The organism is Pseudomonas sp. C9 (assembly GCF_002000165.1).
GTDB lineage: Bacteria > Pseudomonadota > Gammaproteobacteria > Pseudomonadales > Pseudomonadaceae > Aquipseudomonas.
Genome location: NZ_MPAK01000001.1, coordinates 1,787,216 through 1,811,868, shown reverse-complemented (window position 1 = coordinate 1,811,868; position 24,653 = coordinate 1,787,216). Strand labels below are relative to the sequence as shown.

At 59.4% G+C, this 24,653-nt stretch carries 25 protein-coding genes; 11 read left to right on the top strand and 14 right to left on the bottom strand.

Annotation, left to right across the window (positions count from 1 at the left end):
- Window positions 1-108: 108 nt before the first annotated feature.
- The gene (locus BMS17_RS08600; RefSeq protein WP_046029292.1) at window positions 109-1,116 is read left to right on the top strand and encodes a DUF481 domain-containing protein; all 1,008 of its coding nucleotides are present in this window, start codon (window positions 109-111) and stop codon (window positions 1,114-1,116) included.
- Between the two features lie 109 nt (window positions 1,117-1,225).
- On the opposite strand, the gene BMS17_RS08595 is transcribed toward BMS17_RS08600, so the two are convergent.
- A complete protein-coding gene (locus tag BMS17_RS08595) occupies window positions 1,226-1,435 on the bottom strand; it encodes a cold-shock protein (protein ID WP_002554837.1) in 210 nt (69 codons plus the stop codon).
- A gap of 354 nt (window positions 1,436-1,789) precedes the next feature.
- Between BMS17_RS08595 and dcd the strand changes: the two genes are divergently transcribed.
- Together dcd and BMS17_RS08585 are read left to right on the top strand one after the other, a co-directional pair.
- On the top strand, window positions 1,790-2,356 hold the full coding sequence (gene dcd / locus BMS17_RS08590; protein WP_046029293.1) for a dCTP deaminase: 567 nt from the start codon (window positions 1,790-1,792) through the stop codon (window positions 2,354-2,356).
- 107 nt (window positions 2,357-2,463) lie between these two features.
- Entirely contained in the window at window positions 2,464-2,673 is a 210-nt protein-coding gene (locus BMS17_RS08585) for a hypothetical protein (protein WP_007947208.1), read from the top strand.
- 90 nt (window positions 2,674-2,763) lie between these two features.
- On the opposite strand, the gene BMS17_RS08580 is transcribed toward BMS17_RS08585, so the two are convergent.
- From BMS17_RS08580 to BMS17_RS08545, 8 genes are all read right to left on the bottom strand, one after another.
- A complete protein-coding gene (locus BMS17_RS08580) occupies window positions 2,764-3,528 on the bottom strand; it encodes an ABC transporter ATP-binding protein (protein WP_046029295.1) in 765 nt (254 codons plus the stop codon).
- A gap of 13 nt (window positions 3,529-3,541) precedes the next feature.
- Complete coding sequence (locus BMS17_RS08575) at window positions 3,542-4,660, bottom strand: succinylglutamate desuccinylase/aspartoacylase family protein (protein ID WP_046029297.1); 1,119 nt, start codon at window positions 4,658-4,660, stop codon at window positions 3,542-3,544.
- Between the two features lie 24 nt (window positions 4,661-4,684).
- Entirely contained in the window at window positions 4,685-5,395 is a 711-nt protein-coding gene (locus tag BMS17_RS08570) for an ABC transporter permease (protein ID WP_046029299.1), read from the bottom strand.
- The gene (locus BMS17_RS08565; protein ID WP_046029301.1) at window positions 5,392-6,120 is read right to left on the bottom strand and encodes an ABC transporter permease; all 729 of its coding nucleotides are present in this window, start codon (window positions 6,118-6,120) and stop codon (window positions 5,392-5,394) included. Before BMS17_RS08565 ends, BMS17_RS08570 begins: the two co-directional genes overlap by 4 nt.
- Before the next feature lie 56 nt (window positions 6,121-6,176).
- Window positions 6,177-6,959: a transporter substrate-binding domain-containing protein gene (locus BMS17_RS08560; RefSeq protein WP_046029303.1), complete on the bottom strand. Its 783-nt coding sequence runs from the start codon at window positions 6,957-6,959 to the stop codon at window positions 6,177-6,179.
- Between the two features lie 217 nt (window positions 6,960-7,176).
- Entirely contained in the window at window positions 7,177-8,853 is a 1,677-nt protein-coding gene (locus BMS17_RS08555; RefSeq protein WP_077430777.1) for an ATP-dependent DNA ligase, read from the bottom strand.
- Window positions 8,850-9,884 (bottom strand): ligase-associated DNA damage response exonuclease, encoded by a 1,035-nt coding sequence (locus BMS17_RS08550; protein ID WP_046029307.1) that lies wholly within the window; start codon window positions 9,882-9,884, stop codon window positions 8,850-8,852. The genes BMS17_RS08555 and BMS17_RS08550 overlap by 4 nt, the downstream gene beginning before the upstream one ends.
- Window positions 9,885-10,088: 204 nt before the next feature.
- Window positions 10,089-12,539 (bottom strand): penicillin acylase family protein, encoded by a 2,451-nt coding sequence (locus BMS17_RS08545; RefSeq protein WP_077430776.1) that lies wholly within the window; start codon window positions 12,537-12,539, stop codon window positions 10,089-10,091.
- 193 nt (window positions 12,540-12,732) lie between these two features.
- Here BMS17_RS08545 and BMS17_RS08540 point away from each other — a divergent pair, with 193 nt between their 5' ends.
- Entirely contained in the window at window positions 12,733-13,284 is a 552-nt protein-coding gene (locus tag BMS17_RS08540) for a cysteine hydrolase family protein (RefSeq protein WP_046029639.1), read from the top strand.
- 81 nt (window positions 13,285-13,365) lie between these two features.
- Here BMS17_RS08540 and BMS17_RS08535 read toward each other — a convergent pair whose 3' ends face one another.
- Genes BMS17_RS08535 through BMS17_RS08520 form a run of 4 tightly spaced genes read right to left on the bottom strand, consistent with a single transcriptional unit; the run spans window position 13,366 to window position 15,102 of the window.
- Entirely contained in the window at window positions 13,366-13,575 is a 210-nt protein-coding gene (locus BMS17_RS08535) for an SEC-C metal-binding domain-containing protein (RefSeq protein WP_007906737.1), read from the bottom strand.
- Complete coding sequence (locus tag BMS17_RS08530; RefSeq protein WP_077430775.1) at window positions 13,572-14,066, bottom strand: LEA type 2 family protein; 495 nt, start codon at window positions 14,064-14,066, stop codon at window positions 13,572-13,574. Before BMS17_RS08530 ends, BMS17_RS08535 begins: the two co-directional genes overlap by 4 nt.
- A gap of 57 nt (window positions 14,067-14,123) precedes the next feature.
- The gene (locus BMS17_RS08525) at window positions 14,124-14,600 is read right to left on the bottom strand and encodes a YchJ family protein (RefSeq protein WP_046029310.1); all 477 of its coding nucleotides are present in this window, start codon (window positions 14,598-14,600) and stop codon (window positions 14,124-14,126) included.
- Window positions 14,601-14,604: 4 nt separating this feature from the next.
- Complete coding sequence (locus BMS17_RS08520) at window positions 14,605-15,102, bottom strand: DUF6231 family protein (RefSeq protein ID WP_046029312.1); 498 nt, start codon at window positions 15,100-15,102, stop codon at window positions 14,605-14,607.
- Window positions 15,103-15,291: 189 nt separating this feature from the next.
- Here BMS17_RS08520 and BMS17_RS08515 point away from each other — a divergent pair, with 189 nt between their 5' ends.
- The 4 genes from BMS17_RS08515 to BMS17_RS08500 all read left to right on the top strand — a co-directional run bounded on the left by BMS17_RS08515 (window position 15,292) and on the right by BMS17_RS08500 (window position 17,965).
- Window positions 15,292-15,981, top strand: coding sequence for an OmpA family protein (locus BMS17_RS08515; RefSeq protein WP_046029314.1), 690 nt, complete (start codon window positions 15,292-15,294; stop codon window positions 15,979-15,981).
- 90 nt (window positions 15,982-16,071) lie between these two features.
- Window positions 16,072-16,788, top strand: coding sequence for an OmpA family protein (locus BMS17_RS08510; protein ID WP_046029316.1), 717 nt, complete (start codon window positions 16,072-16,074; stop codon window positions 16,786-16,788).
- Between the two features lie 147 nt (window positions 16,789-16,935).
- Complete coding sequence (locus BMS17_RS08505) at window positions 16,936-17,214, top strand: DUF1145 domain-containing protein (RefSeq protein ID WP_046029318.1); 279 nt, start codon at window positions 16,936-16,938, stop codon at window positions 17,212-17,214.
- Window positions 17,207-17,965 carry a hypothetical protein gene (locus tag BMS17_RS08500; protein ID WP_046029320.1) on the top strand — a complete coding sequence of 253 codons (759 nt, stop codon included), beginning with the start codon at window positions 17,207-17,209 and terminating at the stop codon, window positions 17,963-17,965. The genes BMS17_RS08505 and BMS17_RS08500 overlap by 8 nt, the downstream gene beginning before the upstream one ends.
- 47 nt (window positions 17,966-18,012) lie before the next feature.
- Here BMS17_RS08500 and BMS17_RS08495 read toward each other — a convergent pair whose 3' ends face one another.
- Complete coding sequence (locus BMS17_RS08495; RefSeq protein WP_077430774.1) at window positions 18,013-18,477, bottom strand: CopD family protein; 465 nt, start codon at window positions 18,475-18,477, stop codon at window positions 18,013-18,015.
- A 99-nt stretch (window positions 18,478-18,576) separates the two neighbouring features.
- On the opposite strand from BMS17_RS08495, the gene dinG reads away from it, so the two are divergent.
- The 3 genes from dinG (at window position 18,577) to BMS17_RS08480 (ending at window position 24,584) form a co-directional block, all read left to right on the top strand.
- The gene (dinG, locus tag BMS17_RS08490) at window positions 18,577-20,721 is read left to right on the top strand and encodes an ATP-dependent DNA helicase DinG (RefSeq protein ID WP_046029323.1); all 2,145 of its coding nucleotides are present in this window, start codon (window positions 18,577-18,579) and stop codon (window positions 20,719-20,721) included.
- A gap of 96 nt (window positions 20,722-20,817) precedes the next feature.
- The gene (locus BMS17_RS08485; RefSeq protein WP_077430773.1) at window positions 20,818-23,319 is read left to right on the top strand and encodes a beta-galactosidase; all 2,502 of its coding nucleotides are present in this window, start codon (window positions 20,818-20,820) and stop codon (window positions 23,317-23,319) included.
- A 119-nt stretch (window positions 23,320-23,438) separates the two neighbouring features.
- The gene (locus BMS17_RS08480; RefSeq protein ID WP_046029641.1) at window positions 23,439-24,584 is read left to right on the top strand and encodes an EstA family serine hydrolase; all 1,146 of its coding nucleotides are present in this window, start codon (window positions 23,439-23,441) and stop codon (window positions 24,582-24,584) included.
- Window positions 24,585-24,653: the final 69 nt, after the last annotated feature.

Genomic DNA, 24,653 nt, shown 5'->3' with positions numbered 1-24,653 from the left:
GGGATTGAGAAATGAACTCAATAGAATTAGTCGAGTCAGTCCTTGTCTGGGCCTTGTCAGTAAGGATAATGACGATTTTTTTTCGCAATCTTGAGCGTGTATTTACTTATGTTGTCCAGAACACTGCTCTGTCTCGCTGTCCTGAGCGCTTCCATGCCGGTGCTCGCCGATACTGTCTGGTTGAAAAACGGTGACAAGTTGAGCGGCAAGATCACGCTGTTCGATGGCGGCAAGCTGGTGATCCAGACCGAATACGCCGGTGCGATCCCGATCGACTGGAAACAGGTCAAAACCCTGGAGAGTGATCAGGAATTGCTGGTCAAACAGAATGCCTATACCGGCGAGAAGGCCAAGTCGTTGCGTGCGGCAGAGGACGGTAAGGTCACGCTGGCCAATGGCGACGCGCCGAAGACGGTGGAATTGGCCAGTATCCAGCAAATTCTCAAGCCCAAGCCGGTGGTCGAGGATTTGGTGTGGAAGGGTAACGTCGACTTGGCGCTGGACTACCAGAGGGCTGAGAACGACACCAACGATTATGACGTCGACTTCAGGACCACGGCGCGTCATGGCCGCTGGCGGCATATCGCGGAAGGTGAATACAACCGCGAATTCCAGGATGGAGATGTGACCGCGGACAACTGGCGTGCTGAATACTCGCTCGACCGCTTCCTGACCGAGAAATGGTTCTGGGAGGGGCGACTGGTGTACAAGCGCGACAAAGTCGAAGACCTTTCCCGTCAACGCACTGTCGGTACAGGCCCTGGTTACCAGTTCTGGGACGACGAGCTGGGTGCATTCTCCTTGGGGTCGCTGGTCAACCGCACGGACTATGAGTTCTCGGACGGCAACAAGGATAACTTCTATGCCCTGGCGATGAAGTGGGATTACAACCGTTACCTGGTCGGCAAGACGGTGGAGTTCTTTACCCATGGTGAGGTGGCCAAGCCGTTGTCGGGTGTGGCGGATTACGCGCTGGATGCTGAAATGGGATTGCGATACAAGGTGACAGACTGGGCTTCGCTCAATCTCAAGGCGGAGCGGGATATCATCAGCGGTACCGATGACAGCGACCTGAGCAAGACGCGCTATACCGCAGGGTTTGGCGTGGCCTGGTAAGACGCAAAAATCGCAGCCATGGGGCTGCGATTTTTTTTGCCTGAAAAACCGTCAGGCACAAAAAAGCCCCGCTTTTAAGGGCGGGGCTTTTTACTAAAGCAAGTACAAGTTAGATAACTTGAACTTCTTCAGCTTGCATGCCTTTCTGACCGCGGGTAGCGATGAAAGAAACCTGTTGGCCTTCTTTCAGGCTTTTGAAGCCGTCGGATTGGATAGCTTTGAAGTGAACGAACAGGTCGTCACCGGATTGTGGAGTGATGAAGCCGAAGCCTTTTTCATCGTTGAACCACTTAACGGTACCGGTTTGGCGATTAGACATGGTGTAACTCCTTGAACAAAGATAACTGCGACTCAGGAAGAACCCTGGCCGAGACTGAGTGCAAAGAGCAGGAAAAATTCTTGTAGATGGTTGGATCGAAATTCAACATATCGTGTAGAGATTCTCAGTGACACAAGCAGCACAGTGGCGCCACCTTAACCCTTTTTCCGGGACGTGCCAATGCTTCTTGCGAAGGTTTCTCTCTTTTCAGGACTGACGGTCCTTTGGATTGGGCGAAAGGTCCTGAATTCACGGGGGAGCGGGGAGAATTATGCCCCGGACTTTGAACCCGGGGCGCGCGCCCGGTAAGATGCCGGACAGAATTTTTCCACCTCGCTATTCAGGACACACGCCATGAGCATCAAATCGGACAAGTGGATTCGCCGCATGGCGCAAGAGCACGGCATGATCGACCCCTTCGTTGAGCGCCAGATGCGTGGCGAAGGCGCCGAGCGTGTGATTTCCTACGGCGTTTCGAGCTACGGCTACGATGTGCGCTGCGCCGATGAGTTCAAGGTGTTCACCAACATTAACTCGGCGACCGTTGATCCGAAGAATTTCGACGAGAAGAGCTTCGTCGACGTCAAAAGCGATGTTTGCATCATTCCGCCAAACTCCTTCGCATTGGCGCGCACCGTGGAGTTCTTCCGTATTCCGCGCAACGTGCTGACCATCTGCCTGGGTAAAAGCACCTACGCGCGTTGCGGCATTATCGTCAACGTGACGCCGCTTGAGCCTGAGTGGGAAGGACACGTGACGCTGGAGTTCTCCAACACCACGACACTGCCGGCGAAGATCTACGCCAATGAAGGCGTCGCACAGATGCTGTTCTTCGAATCCGACGAAGAGTGCGAAGTCTCCTACAAGGACCGTGGTGGCAAGTACCAGGGCCAGCTCGGCGTTACCCTGCCGCGCACCTGATCCGTTCATCTGGCCAGTCAGCGGGAATTCCTGAGCGGGTAGACACTCTATGGGGTGTACTGCCCGGTTCGCGCACAGCGGACGGGGCCATTGCTCAGGAGTGCTTTATGAAGATCGATCCGCGAATAAGTGCCGAGCTGGCAAGGCTTGAGCCCAATCAGATTGGCGTTTTGGCCTGGTCCTTGTTGGCACATCCACCCGTCAGCATGGCGGGGGGCATCCCCGGTCAACCAGACCCCGATACCCCGAACGAACAACCGACGGAACCTGGCGAACCCACCCTGCCGGATGAGCCACCTCCGGCGCCTGTCGCCTGATCTGCCGCCAAAAAAAATGGCCAGTGCAGTTGATGTCCGTAAAGACGTCAGCTGACTGGCCATTTTTTGTTGTGGGGATGAGGCTCGGCGTTACTTCAGGTTGCCGCTGAGGAATTGCTTGAGCCGCTCACTCTTCGGATTGCCCAGCACGTCTTCCGGCGCGCCTTCTTCTTCCACCAGCCCTTTGTGCAGGAACAGTACCTGGCTGGAGACTTTGCGGGCGAAACTCATTTCGTGCGTCACCATGATCATGGTCCGGCCTTCTTCGGCCAGGCCCTGGATCACGCGCAATACTTCACCCACCAGTTCCGGGTCGAGCGCCGACGTCGGTTCGTCGAACAGCATGACTTCCGGTTCCATGGCCAGCGCCCGGGCAATGGCGACCCGCTGCTGCTGACCGCCAGACAGGAAAGCCGGGTACTGGTCGGCGACGCGGGCGGCCAGGCCGACCTTGTCCAGGTAACGCCGGGCGCGGTCTTCGGCCTCTTCTTTGCTGCAGCCCAACACCCGGCGCGGGGCCATGGTGATGTTTTCCAGCACCGTCATATGGCTCCACAGGTTGAAATGCTGGAACACCATGGCCAGGCGGGTACGGATCCGTTGCAGTTCATCGGCATCGGCCACGTGCATGCCGTGACGATCCTTGATCATGCGGATGTTCTGGCCGTCCAGGCTCATGGCGCCGTCGTTGGGCTGTTCGAGAAAGTTGATGCAACGCAGGAACGTACTTTTACCCGAGCCGCTGGCGCCGATCAGGCTGATGACGTCGCCGGTGTTGGCCTTGAGCGAAACACCTTTGAGGACTTCGTGATCGCCATAGCTTTTATGCAGGCCTTCGATCGTCAGTTTGTACATGGGGCATGCATCCTCAAGGCGAAAGTAGGTAGCCGCTGCGATAGGCTTCGGCGCCCGCGACGTGCGCGATCACCATGCCTGCAGTGGCCATGCGCCGCAGCGAACGGGCGTACATCAACCCGGCGGCGGTGCAATGAACGGGGGTGACGCGATCGTTGATCGGGTCAATGATTTCGGCGATCAGTTGCCCGGCTTCCAGGTATTCCCCCGGCAGTGCGGTGAACACCAGCAAGCCGCCGACCGGTGTGGCTACCGGTTCGACGCCCGCCAACGGTGTGGCGGGGTAGGGCAGTTCGGGCAGCGGAGCCGGCTCGCCGGCAATGGCGCCGAAGTGAATCAGGTACTCGATCAGCGCCTGGCAATCGAGGCTGGCCAGCGGATGATTGACGTCACCCTGGCCGCGCAATTCGACGGTCACCGAGAAACTGCCCGGCGGAATGTCAAAGCGCTCGCTGAAGCGCTCCTTCAATTGCCACCAGAGCAGGGTGAAACATTCGTCGAACGATTGGCCGCCGGAATCGGTGGCTAGCAAACTCGCCTCGGAACCGATGTAGCGCGCCAGCGGCTCGACCTGCGGCCAGGCTTCCGGTGTGGTGTAGAGGTGCGCGACGGCTTCGAAGTCGCAGTGCAGGTCCAGCACCATGTCTGCATCGCAGGCCAGGCGTTGCAGCGTCAGGCGTTGGGATTGCAGTTGAGTGCTGGCGGTCTGCCGGGCGAGGGCGTTGCGCAAACTTTCGCGGATCAACTCGAGGTTGCGCTGCGGGTCGTCACTGAGTTGGCCTTCGATTTCATTGCCGACTGCTTCGCTCAGATCGATGAACCAGCGGTTGAAGTTCTGACCGCTTTCCAGTTCGAAGCGGCCCAGAGGGACTTCCATCAGCACTTGTTCCAGGCCGACCGGATTGGCCACGGGCACCAACACGATTTCGCTGATCAGCCGGCCGGCGGCTTCCAGTTCCGCCAGGCGTTGCTTGAGGTGCCAGGCCACGAGCATGCCGGGCAGTTCATCGGCATGCAGTGACGACTGGATGTAGATCTTGCCTTTGGCCGATGCAGGGCCGTAATGGAAACTGTGGATCTGTCGTGCAGTCCCCGGTACTGGGGCCAGCAAGTCATGAGTCTGGTGGCGCATGTTTCTTTATTCCTAAAGCGGGTCCTAGTGGGTCGGCCCGAGGAAGGCCAGCCATCGGCGTTCGGCGAGGCGGAACAGGCCGACCAGCGCAAAGGTCACGGTCAGGTAGATCAGCGCAGCGATGCCGAACGACTGGAAGGTCAGGAAGGTCGCCGAGTTGGCGTCCCGAGCGACTTTCAAAATGTCCGGAATGGTTGCGGTGAACGCCACGGTGGTCGAGTGCAGCATCAGGATCACTTCGTTGCTGTAGTACGGCAACGAGCGACGCAGGGCTGACGGCATGATCACGTAGGCATACAGCTTCCAGCCGGTCAGGCCATAAGCCTTGGCGGCTTCGACTTCACCGTGGTTCATGCTGCGAATGGCACCGGCGAAAATTTCCGTGGTGTAGGCGCAGGTGTTCAGGGCGAAGGCCAGGATCGTGCAATTCATCGCATCGCGAAAGAATGCGTCCAGTACCGGCTGAGCCCGAATGGCGGCCAGGCTGTAGATCCCCGTGTAACAGATCAATAGCTGGATATAGAGCGGCGTGCCACGAAACAGATAGGTATAGAACTGCACTGGCCAACGGATGTAGAAGTGCGGTGACACCCGGGCGATGGACAGCGGAATCGACACGATAAAACCGAAGAAGATCGAAGCGCTGAGCAACCACATCGTCATGGCCAGGCCGGTGATGTTGTTGCCGTCGCTATAGAGGAAAGGTTTCCAGTATTCCTGCAGAAGTTCGATCATCGTACGGCCTCCCGGGTACCGGCGGAGTAACGACGTTCAAGCCAGCGCAGAATGAAATTGGACGCGCTGGTGATCACCAGGTAGATCAGCGCGGCAAGTACCAGGAAGTAAAATAGCTGATAGCTGCTTTTGCCGGCGTCCTGGGCAGCCTTGACCAGATCGGCAAGGCCGATGATCGAGACCAGGGCCGTGGCCTTGAGCATCACCATCCAGTTGTTACCGATACCCGGCAGGGCATAACGCATCATCTGCGGGAACACCACGATCCAGAAACGCTGGCCGCGCTTGAGGCCATAGGCGGTGGCCGCTTCGACCTGACCCCGTGGGACGGCGAGAATCGCGCCACGGAAGGTTTCGGTGAAATACGCGCCATAGATGAAGCCCAGGGTGATGACCCCGGCGCTGAACGGGTTGATCTCGATGTATTCCCATTCCATGTAATCGGTCAGGGACGTCAGCCAGGTTTGCAGGCTGTAGAAAATCAGTAGCATCAGGACCAGGTCCGGAACGCCGCGAATAAGTGTGGTGTAAAGCTGGGCAGGCACGCGCATCAGTTTGACTTTTGACAGCTTGGCACTGGCACCGAGTAGCCCGAGCAACACGGCTACCAATAGCGACAACGCCGACAACTTGATCGTCATCCAGGTGCCTTGCATCAGCAACGGACCGAAGCCCTTGAGGCTGAAGGCAGAGAGCCCCAGATTTTGTAATAGGTTTTCGAACATAAATCAGCAACCTGATCGGATGAAAAAAGCGCCCATCGCGAGATGGGCGCCGGGCATTATTTGCCGCTGAACAGATTCAGATCGCCAAAGTGTTTCTTCTGGATGGTGGCGTAGGTGCCATCATCGTGTAACGCTTTGATACCTTTATCCAAAAGTGCTTTCAGCTCGGTGTTACCTTTCTTAATGCCGACGGCAGTTTTGGCTGGCAGCAAAGCGTTGTCGACTGGCTTGCTGACATCATAGTCGGCGCCTTGTGGCGACTTCAGGAAGCCCAGTTCGGCTTGCAGCATGTCCTGAATCCCTGCATCGAGACGACCGGACGTCAAGTCGGCGTAGACCTGATCCTGGTTGGCGTAGGCCTGGGTTTTCACGCCGGCCTTGTCCAGAACGGCTTTGGCATAGGCTTCCTGAATGGTGCCTTGTTCGTAGCCGACGGTTTTGCCCTTGAGCGAAGCGACGTCCGCCGTCACGCCAGAACCTTTCTTGAACACGTAGGCCGTTGGGCCGGAGAACAGCTCGCTGGAGAAGTCGATGACTTTTTCACGGGCTTCGGTAACGGTCATCGACGAGATCACACCGTCGAATTTGTTGGCTTTGAGGCCTGGAATCATGCCATCGAAGTCACTTTCGACCCATTTGCATTTGACCTTCAGCTCGGCGCAGATCGCGTTCCCCAGATCGATGTCGAAGCCTACCAGGCTACCGTCGGCCGCTTTGGACTCGAAAGGTGCATAGGAAGGGTCAACACCAAAACGCAGCTCTTTGTATTCCTTGGCCAGCGCGGAGCCGGCAGCCATGCACAAAGCCAGTGCAGAAAGGGTCAGCAATGCTTTTTTCATTATTCAATCCCTAAGAACCAATATGAGCGCTTGTGGCGCAGAATTATTGTTACTGGAAAGCGTAAGACCTAATGAAAGTAGCAATTTCCGAACCAGAGTCCCGAACAAGCGTTTTAAAAGGTCATACAAGAAGTGACGGCGCAGGAATTGTGCACGAAAACGGGCTTGATGAGTGGGGTGCACCAACTTTGTTCGAGCGGACACAAAAACCAGTGGGTCAGCCCAGTAATTTTTGCAATGTGCCGAGGTCGTCAGCGTCCTCAACCGACTTGTCCTGACGCCAGCGCAACATCCTGGGGAAGCGCACGGCAATTCCGCTCTTGTGGCGTTTTGAAAGGGCAATGCCTTCGAATCCCAACTCGAACACCAAGCTGGGTTTCACGCTGTTGACCGGGCCGAATTTTTCCACCGTGGTTTTGCGCACGATGCTGTCGACCTGGCGCAATTCTTCGTCGGTCAGCCCTGAATAGGCCTTGGCGAAGGGGACCAGCGTGCGTTCGCTGGCATCGGGTGGGCCATCCCAGACCGCGAAGGTGTAATCACTGTAAAGATTCGCCCGTCGTCCGTTGCCACGCTGGGCATAAATCAGCACCGCGTCGACGCTGAACGGGTCGACTTTCCATTTCCACCACACGCCCATGTCCTTGGTCCGGCCGACGCCGTACAGCGAATTCCGTGCTTTGAGCATCATGCCTTCGACGCCGAGACTGCGGGAGGCCTCCCTTTGTTGGGCGAGGCCCAGCCAGTTCTCACCGATGAGCACTGGTGAGGCGAGTAACACCGGGCTGTTACAGGTGGCTACGACCGTTTCCAACTGAGTGCGACGCTTGGCCAGCGATTGATTGCGCCAATCCGCGCCGTGCCATTCCAGCAGGTCGTAGGCGAGGATCACCACGGGCACCTCTTCGAGGATTTTCTTGCCGAGAGTTTTGCGTCCAAGGCGCTGTTGCAACAAGGCGAAAGGTTGCACGGCGGGAATGCCGGGCAGGCTGGCATCGGTGCCGTGAGGCGCGGATTTCCATGCCACGATTTCACCGTCGATCACCGTGCCGTCGGGCAAGCCGTGCACGAGGTGATCAAACTCAGGGAAGCGTTCGGTCACCAATTCCTCGCCCCGCGACCAGATCCACAAACGCCCGTCGCGCTTGATCACTTGCGCGCGAATGCCATCCCATTTCCACTCCACCAGCCATTGGCTGGCGGGGCCGAGCAATGCGTCGAATTGCCCGGCCGGTTGCGACAAGGCATGGGCCAGGAAGAACGGATAAGGTTGCCCCCCGCGCTGCGCGTGTTCATCACCGGACTCAGCCGCGATCAATTTCAGGTAGCTGGCAGCGCTCGGGCGATTAGATAAGTCGGTGTAACCGACCATTCGCTGGGCCACGCGTTTACTGTCGAGCCCGGCCATGGCTGCCAGGGCTCGGGTCACCAGTTGCCTGTAAACGCCGACACGGAAACTGCCGGTGATCAGTTTGATGCAGAGCATCAGGCTGGCGCGATCCAGTTGCGACCAGAGCGTGGGCAATTGCTGGGCGAGTACAGAGGGGGATTCGCCGCGCAAGGGCAGCAGCTTGTCTTCGATCCAGGTCGCCAGTCCCTCAGTGGAACGGTGGTGGGCTACGGGCAGCACCAGTGAGATGGTTTCTGCCAGATCGCCCACCGCCTGATAACTCTCTTCGAACAGCCAGGGTTGAAGGCCGGAAACGGTCACCGCCAACTCTCGCAATATGCGCACGGGCACCAATTGCCGAGGGCGTCCTCCGGCTAAAAAGTACACGGCCCACGCGGCATCTTGCGGCGAGGCCTGAGCAAAGTAGATTTGCATGGCCGCCAGCTTGGCGTTGCTCGACGTGGTGGCGTCGAGTTCGGCATACAACTCGGCGAACGCCTTCATGCCAACACCTTGTCTTTCTGGGGGGCGATCAGGGTGTTTTCTTCCTCGTCGTCGCCGTACTCGGTGTTGAAACCCTGTGCATCGAGACCTTGTTCACGCAGGTGGCGCACCAGAACCTCGACCGAGCCATGCGTCACCATCACCCGCTCGGCCCCGGTTTGTTCAATCGCCCAGAGCAGGCCCGGCCAATCGGCATGGTCGGAGAGCACGAATCCCCGATCGACACCGCGCCGCCGACGGGGGCCACGCAAGCGCATCCAGCCGCTGGCGAAGCCGTCGCTGTACTCACCGAAACGACGCATCCAGGTACTGGCGCCCGCGGATGGCGGCGCGATGATCAGGGCTTTACGCATCATCGGGTCACTCTTTTTTACCTCGCCGGCATAGAGAGTGGGCGGTAGGTAAACGCCGCTCTGGCGATACATCTGGTTAATCGGCTCCACGGCGCCATGCACCAGAATCGGGCCGAGAAGGGCGTCGATGCCATGGAGAATGCGCTGCGCTTTGCCTAATGAGTAGCAGAGCAGCACGCTGGCCCTGTCGGCGGCGGCGTTGGCCTGCCACCACAGATTGATCTCGGCAAACACCTGCGCCTGAGGTTGCCAGCGATAAATCGGCAGGCCGAAGGTCGACTCGGTGATGAAGGTGTGGCACCGCACCGGCTCGAAGGGCGCACACGTGCCGTCGGCTTCGGTCTTGTAATCCCCCGAGGCGACCCAGACCTCGCCGCCGTATTCCAGTCGCACCTGGGCCGAGCCGAGCACGTGCCCGGCGGGGTGAAAGCTGACGGTGACGCCATGATGTTTCAAGGCGTGGCCGTAAGGCAGGGTTTGCAGATTGATGTCTGCACCCAGGCGAGCACGCAGGATGCCTTCGCCGGCTGACGCCGTCAGGTAGTGACGATTTCCGCTTCGGGCATGATCGCTGTGAGCATGGGTGATGATTGCGCGCTCGACGGGGCGCCACGGGTCGATGTAGAAATCCCCGGCCGGGCAGTACAAACCTTCAGGACGCGCGATAACAAGTTCCATGCTGTTGCCAAAATGGAGGGACTTGTTAGCTATGAGGTTGGCGTGAAGCCAGAAGTTCTATTGTTTTTTCAAGGGTGTTGATTGTTCCCACGCTCCGCGTGGTAACGCCTCAAGGGACGCTCCGCGTCCAGTGACGCAAAGCGTCACGAGCCGCATTCCCACGCAGAGCGTGGGAACGATCTTTACGCCTACAGTGATCGGAGGTTATTTGCCCGGAGCCAGGGTCAATTGAGTCTTGCCGTACACCTTGTCAAAGTTCTGCGGTTGCATCGGCAGGCTCATGTAATTCCCTTTGAGCCATGGATCAATGCTGTCGAGGTAGTGCGGGCTTGCCGGGTTGCCCGACTGGCCGGTGCCGTTCTGGCCCATCAGCGGTTCGGCTTGGCCGAAGTCGACGATAAAGCGCATGGCCGGCGCCTGCGTGGTGTTGAAGTCCTCACCCCAGGCGAAGGCCGCCGTGTTGAGCGTGGTGTGGTCACCGCCCGCCGCAACGGGACCGCGAACGGTCTGGCCACTGGCGTTTTTCCATTCATAGCGGTGCAGTTTGCCCCACTGCCAGGCGTTGTGATTGCCACCCAACTGACTGTCACCGGCGTTGATCGCCGCTGCCAGGCTGCGGGCGAGGATCGCCGGCTTGTCTTCTTTCTGCGGTGTGCGCGCGTCATCCCAGAACGGGCTGTCTTCGCGCCCCAGCAGGTGATCGGCTTGAGCGGCGTAGGACAACTTGCCGTTGGCCACAAAGGCCTTCCACGCCGGGCTGCTTTGCGGGCCAAGTTCGTCGAGGAAGATCTGTTTCATGCTTTCTTGCAGAAACAATTCATAAATCGCTGCATCGGCAGAGGTCGTGCTGAGCTTGCCGTCGAACGCCATCAGGCGGGTATAGGCCTCGCGAGCCTTGCCGCGATCGGCATCCGGCAGCGCTTCGATCGCCTGTTTGAGCGGCTGGGACATGCCCGGTGCTTCAAACATTTTCTTCAGTTTGGCGGCGAACGTGGTGGTCTGGTCGTATTGCATCGCGATCACGCTGCGCGTGTCGTGTTTACCCGCGCCGGCCAATTCGGCCATACGCTCGCCACGTTCCGGTGCCGCCCACGAATTGGACAATTGCATGCCGTAGCCATGGGGAATGACGCGCTGGTTGGCGGTGCCGAGCCAACCTTGCGCCGGGTCCTGGTCGTAAGGGTGCAGCATCGGATCGGCGTAGCCGTCCCAGTCGTAGCGACCTTCCCAGCCCGGCGACGGCAACAGGCCTTCGCCCTCACGGCGGTTCGGGTAGCGACCGGTGACTTGCCAGCCGATGTTGCTGGCGTCGGCGAAGACCAGGTTCAGGGCGATGGCGCGGATTTCGCGGCTGGCGTCCGACGCTTTCTCGACGGTCTGGGCGCGGGACAGGTCGAAAAACGCATCCAGGGTTTTATCGTCGGTGAAGTTCGGCATTTGCAGGGCCAGGCCGAAACCATTGGCCAGCGTCGTGCCTTGGGCGCTATTGAGCAGCGGACCGTGACGGGTTTCGTACACCACTTCGCGAATCGGACGCTGGCCTTTGACGAAGTAGGTTTCGTTACGCACGATCGCTGGTTGCCATTTGCCGGCCACTTCATAGGTGAGGCCGTTGCCCTGGCGTTTGATCTTTTCCAGGAACAGGTCCTGGTTGTCGCCCATGACGGTGGTCATGCTCCAGGCTACTTTGCCGTTAAAACCACCGAGCACCATCGGTAAACCGGCAATGGTCACGCCCGAAGCCTGATATTTCGGCGCGCGGATCTGCACGTAACTGAACAGCGACGGCACGCCCAAGGGGCCATGACTGTCGCTGGCCAGCAGGCTTTTGCCACTGCGGCTGCGTTGCGGGCCGATCGCCCAGTTGTTCGACGAGGTCGTGCCCGACAGATTCAGGTCGGACAGTTGGCCGGTGGCCTTGCTGATTTCAGCCAGCCCCGGGATGGCGCCGTTGAGCTTGATGCCCTGAAGTTTTTCGGCTTCGGCCAGTGGCAGTTTTTCATCGGGCGCGGACGGTGTCAGCCAGGCAAGTTTGTCGGTGGTGACAGTCTGAGCCAGCATCAGCGAGGAAATTTCTTCCGGCAGGTTGGCGGATTGGCTGAAATTCAACAGGCAGAAAATCAGCGCCGAATCTTCCGGTTTCCAGTATTCAGGCTTGTAACCGGTGGCCGCGAGATCGGCTGGCAGCTTGTCGCGGTAGCGGAACAGGTAGGCGTTGACGCCGCGCGCATACACTTCGAAGAAGCGCTTGAGACGCGGCGAAGAGGCTTTGTACAACTCACCGGCGTTTTTCTTCAGATTGACCGCGCGCATGTAGCGGTCGGCGTCCAACAGGTCGGCACCGGACATTTCTGCCAGGCGACCTTCGGCCAGCAGGCGCAGGGTGACCATTTGCGTGATGCGGTCACTGGCGTGAACGTAACCCAGGGCGAACAACGCATCGTGGAAGCTGTTGCTTTCGATCAGCGGCATGCCCATGGCATTGCGGCGCACCGAAACATTCTGCGCCAGCCCCTTGAGCGGCTGCACGCCGGTGGTGGGCGGGAGGGTGTCCTGAGCGTTCCAGGTCTGACAACCGGTCAGGCTCAAAACACCGGCCACTGCTGCGGCAACGCCGAACCGGGGAAGAAAATGTGTGAGGGCTGGCGAGGCCATGGCAAAGCTCCTGCGGGGGTAAAGGCGCAATAAAGGCGCTACGTTAGTGAGCAGGAGGAGGGCGCGCAAGCGGCGACGGGGTTATTTCTTTATGACGGTCGTTCCCACGCTCTGCATGGGTATGCCTTGCCTGTAAGAAGAGGTGATGCTGAAGTGTGTGAAATTCAATCACTACTGTTTGAGAAAAACCGGCATGGAGCTCAAGACCAACGCAGCGCTGATCATCATCGATCAACAAAAAGGTATTTTGCATCCCGGGCTCGGTCGCCGAAATAATCCTCAGGCCGAGGCGCGGATTCTGGATTTATTGAGCCATTGGCGTCGAACCGGGCGACCGGTGATTCATGTGCAGCATCTGTCTCGTTCACCGGATTCGGTGTTCTGGCCGCAACAGTCAGGCGTGGAATTCCAGGAGCGGTTTGAGCCACAGGCCGGCGAACAATTGATCCAGAAACAGGTGCCGGATGCCTTTTGTGCCACGGGGCTGGAGGGTCGTTTGCGTGACGTGGGGATTTCTCAACTGGTGATTGTTGGCGTGGCGACCCATAACTCGGTGGAGTCCACGACGCGAACCGCCGGTAATCTGGGGTTTGAAACGTGGGTTGCGGAGGATGCGTGCTTTACCTTCGACAAGGCGGACTATTTTGGAAACGTGCGTTCAGCCGAGGACGTGCATGCGATGTCGCTGGGGAATTTGCAGGGCGAATATGCGACGGTGGTGAGTACTGCGCAGATCCTGGCTTGAGATTGATCTTTGGGGCCTCTTCGCGAGCAGGCTCGCTCGCGAAGATGATTCAACAGGCGAAAAAAACTTTCGCCCGAAGCATCAAGCGCCGTGGCACTTCTTGAATTTCTTGCCGTTGCCGCATGGGCAAGGGTCGTTGCGGCCGACGTCCTTCAGGGCATTGCGCACCGGTTCCTGGTGGGCGTGGCCACAGTTCGGGCCGTGAACATGGCCATGGTCGTGATCATGGTGGTCGTGATGGTCGTGATCGTGGTTGCAGTCAGGGCCATGGACATGGGGTTGCTGGGTCATCGGGTTCGCTCCGGAATTAAATCGGCGGGGATTATCACGCCATTGCGCGCCAGGTGCACGTCGTGAGGGATGAAAAAACCGGTTTTCAGTTCACCTTCCAGACGATAGGGGATGGGTTGATCGGGTTTTTTCAGCATTTTCACCAGGTCTCGCACCTTGGGCCACAGATTGGTATGGATCGGCACTTTGAAATAGGCGCTGTGCTTGGGGCTCACCGTAAACCGGTGATCATGCTCGCCTTCGGTCAGCAGGATGTCGCCCAAGTGAATCCGGTATTCAAGGCCGCGCACGGTCAAGTCGCTGTCGTTGGGGTTGTCGATACGAAAGTGCAGGAGAAATTTTTGCTCCAACAGTTTTGCCCGCACGAGTTCGACCTTGACCAGATGCACCTCGGGGTCCGGTTCATCGTCGTCAAACCAGGACGCACACCCTGTAAGCCCCAGAAACAGGAGCAGGCTGAACAGATAAAGTGTGTGTCGCCGGGTGATCATGGTCGTGTATCTCCCTTGAACCTGTAGCAGTCTTCGGCAGCTGCTACAGGGTGTCACTCAACTGTTGAAATACCCCGCGCAACACTTCTTGAATTTTTGCCCACTGGCGCAGGGGCAGGCGTCATTGCGTCCGGTCTTGAGTGTCACGGTGGGGTCGATGAAGTACCAGTGGCCGGCGTTCTGCACAAATGACGAACGCTCGCGGTGGCTATGTTCACCACCGCCATCGTGCCAGCGCGCGGTGAAGGTCACGAAGGCGTGTTCCGGTTGTCCGCCGAATACCTCTGAGCTTTCCACTTCCAGGCCCAGCCAGGTGCTTTGGGCGCTCCAGTCGCTGATGGACTGACGATTCAGGCCGGCCTGTTGGGCGGGCAGGGTGGTTGCCACCAGATAGTCGATCAACCCCAGCACGTAGGCGCTGTAGCGCGAACGCATCAAGGCTTCGGCACAGGGCGCCGGTTGCCCTGCGTGGTAATGACCGCAGCAGGCATCAAGCAGGGTGCCGCTGCCGCAAGGGCAAATGGATGTACTCATTGCATTACCACCAGTATTTCCCGAAGTTTTCCGGATTGGCCCAAAAGCGTGAATTGAGCCAGTCGGGTACTTGTTTGTATTCAAGCAGATCGTAGGTAAACAGGGTCAAAACCTGTTCGTCGCGCTGGAAGCGTTCGCTGGCTTGCAGGGCCAGAGAGAAAAAATCCGTCTCCTGCCAACCACTGGCCGACAAGTCCGCCAGCACGGCAATACGACTGGCGTTGAGGTTGCGAATCCCGCCGAGCAGGTTCAGGCCATCGCGCTTGGGCAAATGTTCGAGGCAGTCGACGGCCAGCGCCAGATCAAAGCGACGTGCCGCCAGTTCCTCTGGCAAGGGGCCCGGTGCTGCGTGCGCTACACATGTATCCGGATGGGCAAGCTTGAAAGCTTCCAGCGCGGGGAACTCACTGGCGCCGATCAGCAACAGCTGCGCGGGGGCGTAGCGATCCAGCAAAGCGGCCAATGCTTGCTGGGGCGTGCGCGAAGAAATACCTGCAATCATCAAAGATCCTCATTCAGAACGCCAAGACTAGCCTGCCCGAACGTGCGGGCCTAGAGCGGGTTTGCAGCAAATACGCCAATCTGGCGTCAATGCGAGATGAAACAGCCATGGCCTATTGCTGGCGGAGTTTAAAACTCGGGTCTTTACTACCTGAATCGGTTCTAAGCCGATCCCTCAGGAGAAAACTAGATGAGCATAGTTCGGACAGCATTACCCTTGGTTCTGCTCACCAGTGTGTTGACTGGTTGCGCAGGTTTGCAGAAAACCGACTGGCCGACCTGTGCACTGGTCGGAGGTGTCGTGGGTGCGGGTCTCGGCGCGACCGAGAGCTCGGCATGGGCAGGCTATGGTGCGCTGCTTGTCGGCGGCACGGCAGCAGCCTATTGCTGGGTGCACGGTGATGGCGACGAAGATGGTGATGGTGTACCGGACAGCCGCGACAAGTGCCCGGGCACACCTCATGGCGTGACCGTCGATGCCAACGGTTGCCCTCCACCGGCACCCGTGGTCGAGGAAGCCGTTGTGGTCAAGGAAGAAACCATCGTCATCCGCGATGTTCACTTCCAGTTTGATAAAGCCACACTCACCGAATCGGACAAGGAGGTACTCAACAAGATTGCGACTCGCCTGAAAGCGGAAGCGCCTACCGCTCAACTGACCGTTACTGGTCATACTGACAGCGTGGGTAGCGATACCTACAACCAGAAACTGTCGGATAAACGCGCTCACTCGGTGGTTGAATACCTCATCCAGGAAGGCGTACCACGCAGCAGCTTCGTGTCTGTCGTCGGTGCCGGTGAAAGCCAGCCGGTTGCCGATAACAAAACCGCTGACGGCCGCGCGCAGAACCGTCGCACGGAAATCAAAATCAACCGTTAAATCTCGTCCGCTCCGCGGCTTGTATAGTCGCGGATGCGGGTCTTTACTCCTGTGTAACCGGTATAAGCCGGTAACACAGGAGCTTTCAATATGAGCGTTCTCACAAGGACCGTCTTGCCGGTTCTGCTGCTTGGCAGCCTGCTGACCGGTTGCGCTACTCACAGTGATGGCACCGCCCCCCTCAATCAACGTACCTGGCCGATCTGCAGTCTCATTGGCGGACTGGTCGGAGGTGGTTTGGGCGCTATCGAAAGTGGCAGTTGGGCGGCCGGAGGCGCAGCGCTCGGAATCTTGACCGGTGGCTTGATCTGTTATGCACAGGATGGCGACGAAGATGGCGATGGCGTCTTCGATCGACGTGATCGTTGCCCCGATACACCAGCCAACACGCCCGTTGAACATCACGGTTGTCCGTTGCCGCAAACCCCGGTCAGCGCGCCTGCCGAACCTGCACAATCGGAAGTCGTCACCCTCAGCGATGCGGGCAACGTGTTGTTTGCATTCAACCAATCCGACCTGACTCCCGCTGCCAAGAGTGAGCTGGACGCGTTGATGCCCAAACTGCAAAGTGCCGATGTGGTGAGTATCAAGGTCGTTGGACATACTGACGGCGTCGGTTCGGATGTCTACAACCAGTATTTGTCGGAACGTCGTGCCACCAGCGTGGCGGCCTATCTGATGGACCAAGGCCTGGACCCGAACAAAATCACCAGTGAAGGCAAGGGCAAAAGTGAGCCTGTGGCCGATAACGATACTGATGAAGGCCGCGCGAAAAATCGTCGCGTGGAATTGCACATCAACCGCTAAGCCGCTAGCTAGAGCCATCGGTCGGTCAATGCGGCGGGCCGATGGCCATTCGGCGGACTTCATGAAGATTTTTCCGTTGCCCTCTGGCGCACCCCTCGCACAAGCCGTTACTGTGCGCGCAAAGAATAATGATCAGCGGGGGAGCGTATGAAGGTTTTTTGGGGGCTGGGGAAGCTATTGACCCTGCTGTTCTGGTGCATGGTGCTGGTCAATCTGCTCATGCCATTCATTTATCCGCTGCACCTGTTGGTCAATCTGGCGGGTGGTCTGCTGGCACTGCTCCATCTGCTGGAACTGGTGTTCTGCAACCGCAGCCTCAAAGGCCGTGCCCACCCTTGGCGCGATCGCCTCAAGATTGCCCTGTTCGGCGTGTTCCACCTGCAAACCATCCCGGCTCCCTCCGCATCGAAGGCTTCCCATGCGTAATCTCTGTCTGCTCGCCGCTTTTATCAGTCCATTGGCCTGCGCTCAGGTTGTCAGTGTCGAAGCCAACTCGTTGATGCGCTTGCCCAACACGGCCAGCACGCTGCAGTTGGAGCGTCTGGAAGTCGCCGATTACGCCACGCTGTTGATCCCTTCGAACGTGACCGAAGTGACGGTGGGTGAATTGCACCTGGGGCGTGAAGCGCGAATTGCCATTGTGCCGAGTGAGCAAGCGCTGGAGCTGAAAGTCCATCGCGCCGAAATGTCTGAAGGCAGCCAGATTACCGCGAGGGGCGCACCGGGAAGTTTCCAGAAGGCTGCACGCTCGGGACGCAACCTGAACTTGCAGATCAAGGCGTTGAATGCCCCGCAATTGTCGGTCGATGCTCGTGGCGGCGCCGGTGCACCAGGTTTTTTTGGTCTTGATGGCGCCAATGGCCAGGCAGCGGGTTGCACCTGGGGGCAGGCCGGTCACGGCGCCGATGGCAGCAACGGCAGTGATGGTCAGCCGGGGGGCGCAGGTGCGCTGGTAAGGCTGGAAGTGCCGCGCGATTACCCGGCGGATAAAATCAAGGTGCAGGTCGCTGGCGGTGCCGGTGGCCTGGCAGGTCCTGGCGGCAAGCCTGGAGCAGGTGGCAAAGCCAAAGGCTGTCTCGTGTACAAGACTGATGGCGGCAAAAGTGGCCGTTCGGGTGCGGACGGCCAGCCTGGTCCTGCCGGCGCGGCGGGTTCGGTGACGATTCAGCGTCTCTAAAGAACGACCGGTTGCTCGTTCCCACGCAGAGCGTGGGAACGATCGACTCAGAACATCGGCCGGGCCGCGGCAATGGCCACCAACAACAGACCCACGATCAAATTGATCCCCACCAACCGTCGAATCCTTCCGAGTACCGCAGCACCCGCCGGCCAATCCTGTGCCGTCACCGCTGTGCGCAACTCCGGCAGCATCAACGCCTGAATCCGGATAAACAGCGCCGTCATCACCACGTACAGCCCCATCATCACCTGCACATAGCGCGGTGCGGCCTCGAAACCGGCGAATTGCAGATGAATCATGCCGACACCACTGATCGGCAACAGCACCACCGCGACCCAGACCCAGCGGAAAAAACCCTGGAACACTTCCACCCACAGCTTCAACCGCGCGGGGCCTTCCAGCGCCTTCACGGCAGCGGGACGCAAGACCATCCAGGCGAAAAACATGCCGCCCACCCACCCCAGGGCGGACAGGACATGCAGGGTATAAACGATGCCAAAAGGTGTCATTGAGGTACTCCGTTCTGCGCGGGATTCATTAGCGGGGTATGATAGCGGCCGAACCGAACTACTGAAAATTTATCCAGCGTTTTTTGCGCCCGACAATCCATGATCAGCACCGAACTCAAAACCACGATCCAGGGCGCCTACTCGCGTTTTCTCGAAGCCAAGAGCCTCAAGCCGCGCTACGGTCAACGCCTGATGATCGCCGAAATTGCCAAGGTTCTCGGGGACATCGACACCGATGACGAAGGCCGGCGCAGTGGCGACCCCGCGATTGTCGCGGTGGAAGCCGGCACCGGTACCGGCAAAACCGTGGCCTACAGCCTGGCGGCGATCCCTACCGCCAAGGCTGCCGGCAAACGCCTGGTGATCGCCACGGCCACCGTGGCCCTGCAAGAGCAGATCGTCTACAAGGATCTACCCGACCTGATGCGCAATAGCGGGCTGAATTTCAGCTTCGCATTGGCCAAGGGACGTGGGCGCTATATGTGCCTGTCCAAGCTCGACATGTTGCTGCAAGAAGGTCACGCGCAAACCGCTACCGCGCAGTTGTTCGAAGAAGAAGGCTTCAAGATCGAGGTCGACGAGGCCAGTCAGAAGCTGTTCACCAGCATGATCGAAAAACTCGCCGGCAATAAATGGGATGGCGACCGCGACAGTTGGTCCACCGCCCTGGAAGATGCCGACTGGGCGCGTTTGACCACCGATCATAGCCAGTGCACCAACCGTCATTGCCCGAACTTCGGCCAGTGCGCCTTCTACAAGGCCCGCGAAGGCATGGGCAAGGTTGACGTCATCGTGACCAACCACGACATGGTGCTGGCTGACCTGGCCCTGGGCGGTGGTGCGGTGCTTCCCGACCCACGAGACACCCTCTACGTCTTCGACGAAGGTCATCACCTGCCGGACAAGGCCATCGGCCACTTCGCCCATTACACGCGCCTGCGCTCCACGGCCGACTGGCTGGAAACCACCGCCAAAAACCTCACCAAACTGCTGGCCCAGCACCCGCTGCCGGGCGACTTGGGCAAGCTGATCGAACAAGTGCCGGAACTGGCCCGCGAGATCAAGACCCAACAGCAGTTCATGTTCAGCGCGTGTGAACAGGTTGCCGATTTCAAGCCGGGCGAAGACGTCGAAGGCCGGGAACGGCCGCGTCACCGCTTCGTCGGCGGGGTGGTTCCCGAGCACATGCGCGAGATGGGCATCGAGTTGAAGAAGGGCTTTGCCCGCCTGACCGACCTGTTCACCCGGCTCACCGAGTTGCTCAAGGAAGGCATGGACGGCGAGGTCAACATCGGCATCGCCAGTAATCAGGCCGAAGAGTGGTATCCACTGTTCGGCAGCCTGTTGTCGCGCTCCTCGGGCAATTGGGAATTGTGGGTCGCGTTCACCGCCGAAGACCCGGAAGACAATCCGCCCATGGCGCGTTGGCTGACGCTGGCCGAAAGCGGTTCGCTGTTCGACATCGAGGTCAATGCCAGCCCGATCCTTGCGGCGGAAATGCTCCGGCGCAACCTGTGGAACGTGGCTTACGGCGCATTGGTGACCTCGGCAACCTTGACTGCGCTCGGCACGTTCGACCGTTTCCGCATGCGCGCCGGCCTGCCTAAAAAATCCGTGACCGCCGTGGTCCCGAGCCCGTTCCACCATGCCGATGCCGGCGTGCTGCGGGTGCCGGATCTGAAAGCCGATCCACGGGATGCGCCAGCTCACACGGCGGCGATCATTCGCGATTTGCCGGACCTGGTTGAAGGCTCGCGAGGCACGCTGGTGCTGTTCTCCTCACGCAAACAGATGCAGGACGTGTTCGACGGCCTCGACCGCGACTGGCGCAAGCAAGTGTTCATTCAAGGCAACCTGTCGAAGCAGGAAACGTTGAACAAGCACAAGGCGCGTGTCGATGGCGGGGATTCCAGTGTGCTGTTCGGCCTCGCGAGTTTTGCAGAAGGCGTCGACTTGCCCGGTGCTTACTGCGAACACGTGGTGATCGCGAAGATTCCATTCTCGGTGCCGGACGATCCCGTCGAAGCGGCGTTGGCGGAATGGATCGAAGCGCGAGGCGGCAATCCATTCATGGAAATCTCCGTGCCGGATGCCTCGCTGAAACTGGTCCAGGCTTGTGGTCGTTTGCTGCGAACCGAGGAAGACCGGGGCACCATCACCTTGCTCGACCGGCGTCTGGTCACCCAGCGTTATGGCAAAGCCATCCTCAATGCGTTGCCGCCCTTCCGCCGCGAAATTTCCTGATACACCGGTGGGCACATTTGCCCGCCGCGTTGTCTATCTCTCTGCCATCGCTTTTCCATTGGCCCATTGAAGGTCGTTAGGGAGAACCACGTTCCTATGATTCGCCGTTCGTTACCCGCTGTATTTGCCCTGATGTTCGCAGCCCCTTTGCTGGCGGCCCCTGCTGGCCAGCAGACGCTGTTCAACTTTGTCCGCCCTGCCGACGTGGTCCAGGTGGCGACTCAGGATGCCAGCCTGCCGCAATCCAATGCGGAGCAAACAGCCGAAGGCGAAGTGTTGCGCCGGGTCACGTTCAACCCGGTGGCTCAGCCGAGTTTGCGCTTGACCCCGCAAACGGGGGCCTGGGACTGGTCCCAGTCGGGCGTCATGAGCCTGCGGATTCAGAGCGCGATGGACTGGGCCGTGACCCTGTACGTGAAAATCCAGAGCAATGACGGCAAGACACTGTTCAGTCGTGTCGATTTGCCGGCGGGCCCTGCGCAGACCTTGCTGGTGCCGCTGGTGGCAAGCTCCCCCTTGAGTCAGGGCATGAAAGCCGGGCCGCCGATGCCGATGACGGTCGACGGGCAGCGCATTTTGTTGGCCAGCAGCGCCGGTGACCTGGATCGCAGCCAAGTGGTGTCGGTGACCTTGTCGATGGATCAACCGAAAGTGGCGCAGAACATCTTGCTGGAACGTTTTGGTGTGCAAGACGGAGAGGCTGTGACACGGGCCGTTTATGGCGGACTGGTGGATGCTTACGGCCAGTCGACACGGGCCAAATGGCCAGAAAAGGTCAGCAGCGATGAGCAACTGAAAAGCGCCGCCGCCAAGGAACAGCAACAACTGAAAACCTGGCTGGCCGAGCGCGAAAAATCTTCCCTGGATACGTTTGGTGGCTGGACCAAAGGCCCGACGTTTAAGGCCAGCGGTTTTTTTCGAACCGAAAAGCGTGACGGTCGCTGGTACCTGGTGACCCCGCAAGGGCACCCGTTCTATTCACTTGGGGTCAATACCGTTGCCCCGGACGTCAACCAGACTTACGTCGCCGGCCGGGAGTGGATGTTCGAGTCCCTGCCAAAATCCGACGAGCCGTTGGTCAGCCACTTTGGCGAAGGCGATAACCGTGGCGGCAACGGCGCCGATCAGGGTCGTGGCTACAACGCCGGCCAGTGGTACGACTTTTATGGTGCCAACCTGCAACGTCTGTACGGCGCACCTTGCGCACAGGGCAGCGACACCAAGGCAGGTGTCGCGCAAGCGGCCAAGGCTGACGCGGTAGAAGCCACGTCCGACAGAGCTGCCGAGCAACCCGTCGTGCCTTCGACGGCCGAGTCCGGTGTCGCCGAAGCCGTCAAGGCCGACGCTGTTGATGCGTCCGCCGCAAAAGCGATTGAGCAAAAACCTGCCGAACCCTGCAAAGCGCTGGTTGATGAACAACGCTGGGCCAGTCACACGCTTGATCGCCTGCAAGCCTGGGGCTTCAACACCGTTGGCAACTGGAGCGCCCCGGCGCTGGCCAACGCCGACCGCGTGGCGTACACCTTGCCGCTGTCGATCGTCGGCGATTACGCCAGTATCAGCACCGGCACCGACTGGTGGGGCGGCATGCCCGACCCGTTCGACCCGCGTTTTGCCATGGCCACCGAGCGCGCCGTGGCCATTGCTGCCCGCGACCATCGCGACGATCCATGGCTGATCGGCTACTACGCCGACAATGAACTGGCCTGGGCTGGTCCTGGTGACGATCCAAAAGCCCGTTACGCCTTGGCCTATGGCACCTTGAAAATGACCACCGACGTGCCGGCCAAACGCGCGTTTCTCAAGCAACTGCGCGACAAGTATCGCAATCAGGCCGGTCTGTCCAAAGCCTGGGGCATTGACTTGCCGGCCTGGGAATTGATGGAAGACCCAGGCTTCGTGCCACCGCTGCCGAGCGCCGAACACCCGGAAATCGAGGCCGACTTCAAATACTTCCAGAAAGTTTTTGCGGATACCTACTTCAAGACCCTCTCCGACTCGCTCAAATGGCACGCGCCGAACCAGCTGTTGCTGGGCGGTCGTTTCGCCGTCAGCACCCCGGAAGCCGTGGAGTCCTGCGCACAGTATTGCGATGTGCTGAGCTTCAACATGTACACCCTGCAACCGCAGGACGGTTATGACTTCGCCAAACTGCGCAGTCTGGACAAACCGGTGTTGATCACCGAGTTCAACGTGGGCTCGGCGGATCGCGGCCCGTTCTGGGGCGGCGTGACGCCATTGGCCAAGGAAGAAGACCGTGGGCCGGCCTACGCGAACTTCCTGAAACAGGCGTTGAGCGAACCGTCGATTGTCGGCGTGCACTGGTTCCAGTTCCTCGATCAACCGGTGACCGGGCGTTTGCTGGATGGCGAAAATGGTCACTTCGGGCTGGTGGGTATCACCGATCTGCCGTTCCAGGGTTTTGTCGAATCGGTGCGCAAGAGCAACCTGGCGACGGTGGATCAATTGGGCAAAGCGGCCGAGAAGGCTGCGACCGAGGCAGACAAAGCCAGTCACGATGCTGAAGGCGGCAGAAAGGCCGAGGCCGGCAAAGGCCCGGGCAAGGGTGCCGGTGGGCATTCCGGCCAAGGTCACTGAGGCTTCCTGTGGGGAGTCATTTCAATAGGTAACCGCCCAGCCCAACACTGTTCCCAAAACGGCTAATGGCTGGAACAATGCGGGCCACTTTGTATAGCGAATATCCGGGAGCAATGCGGGTGCAGATTCAGGGTCATTACGAGCTCAAGTTCGAAGCAGTGCGCGAAGCGTTCGCGGCGCTGTTCGACGATCCTCAGGAACGTGGCGCAGCCTTGTGCATCCAGGTTGGCGGTGAAACCGTCCTCGACCTCTGGTCCGGTACCGCCGACAAGGATGGCAGCGAAGCCTGGCACAGCGACACCATCGCCAACCTGTTCTCCTGCACCAAGACCTTCACCGCCGTCACGGCCCTGCAGTTGGTGGCCGAAGGCAAGCTGCAACTGGACGCCCCGGTTGCGCGTTACTGGCCTGAATTTGCTGCAGCCGGCAAAGAATCCGTAACCCTGCGTCAATTGCTCTGCCATCAAGCCGGCTTGCCAGCGTTACGTGAATTGCTGCCCCCGGAAGCCCTTTACGACTGGCAAACCATGGTCGATGCCCTGGCGGCCGAAGCCCCCTGGTGGACGCCGGGCCAAGGCCACGGATACGCCGCGATCACTTACGGCTGGCTAGTCGGCGAGTTGCTGCGACGTGCCGACGGTCGTGGGCCGGGCGAGTCCATCGTGGCGCGTGTGGCCAAGCCTTTGGGACTGGATTTCCATGTCGGCCTGGCCGATGAAGAATTCCACCGCGTGGCGCATATCGCCCGAGGCAAGGGGAACGTCGGCGACGCCGCTGCCCAACGCCTGCTGCAAGTGACCCTGCGCGAGCCGACAGCCATGACCACGCGTGCCTTCATCAACCCGCCGTCGATCATGACCAGCACCAACAAGCCCGAGTGGCGGCGCATGCAGCAACCTGCCGCCAACGGTCACGGCAACGCTCGTAGCCTGGCAGGTTTCTACGCCGGCCTGCTCGACGGCAGTCTGCTGGAAAGCGAAATGCTCGAGGAGCTGACCCGCGAACACAGCCTTGGCGAAGACAAGACTTTATTGACCCGGACCCGCTTCGGTCTGGGGTGCATGCTCGATCAACCGGACGTACCTAACGCGACTTACGGCCTCGGCCCGCGCGCGTTCGGGCATCCGGGCGCTGGCGGCTCCATCGGCTTTGCCGACCCGGAATACGATGTGGCCTTCGGCTTTGTGACAAATACCCTGGGGCCGTACGTCTTGATGGATCCACGCGCGCAAAAGCTTGCGCGAGTATTGGCCACTTGTCTGTAAAACCCGCTCGAGGGTTCCGCAACCGGAACCCGACAGTGTTTTCGGCTTCAAAGCGTCAGTTTGTGCAGG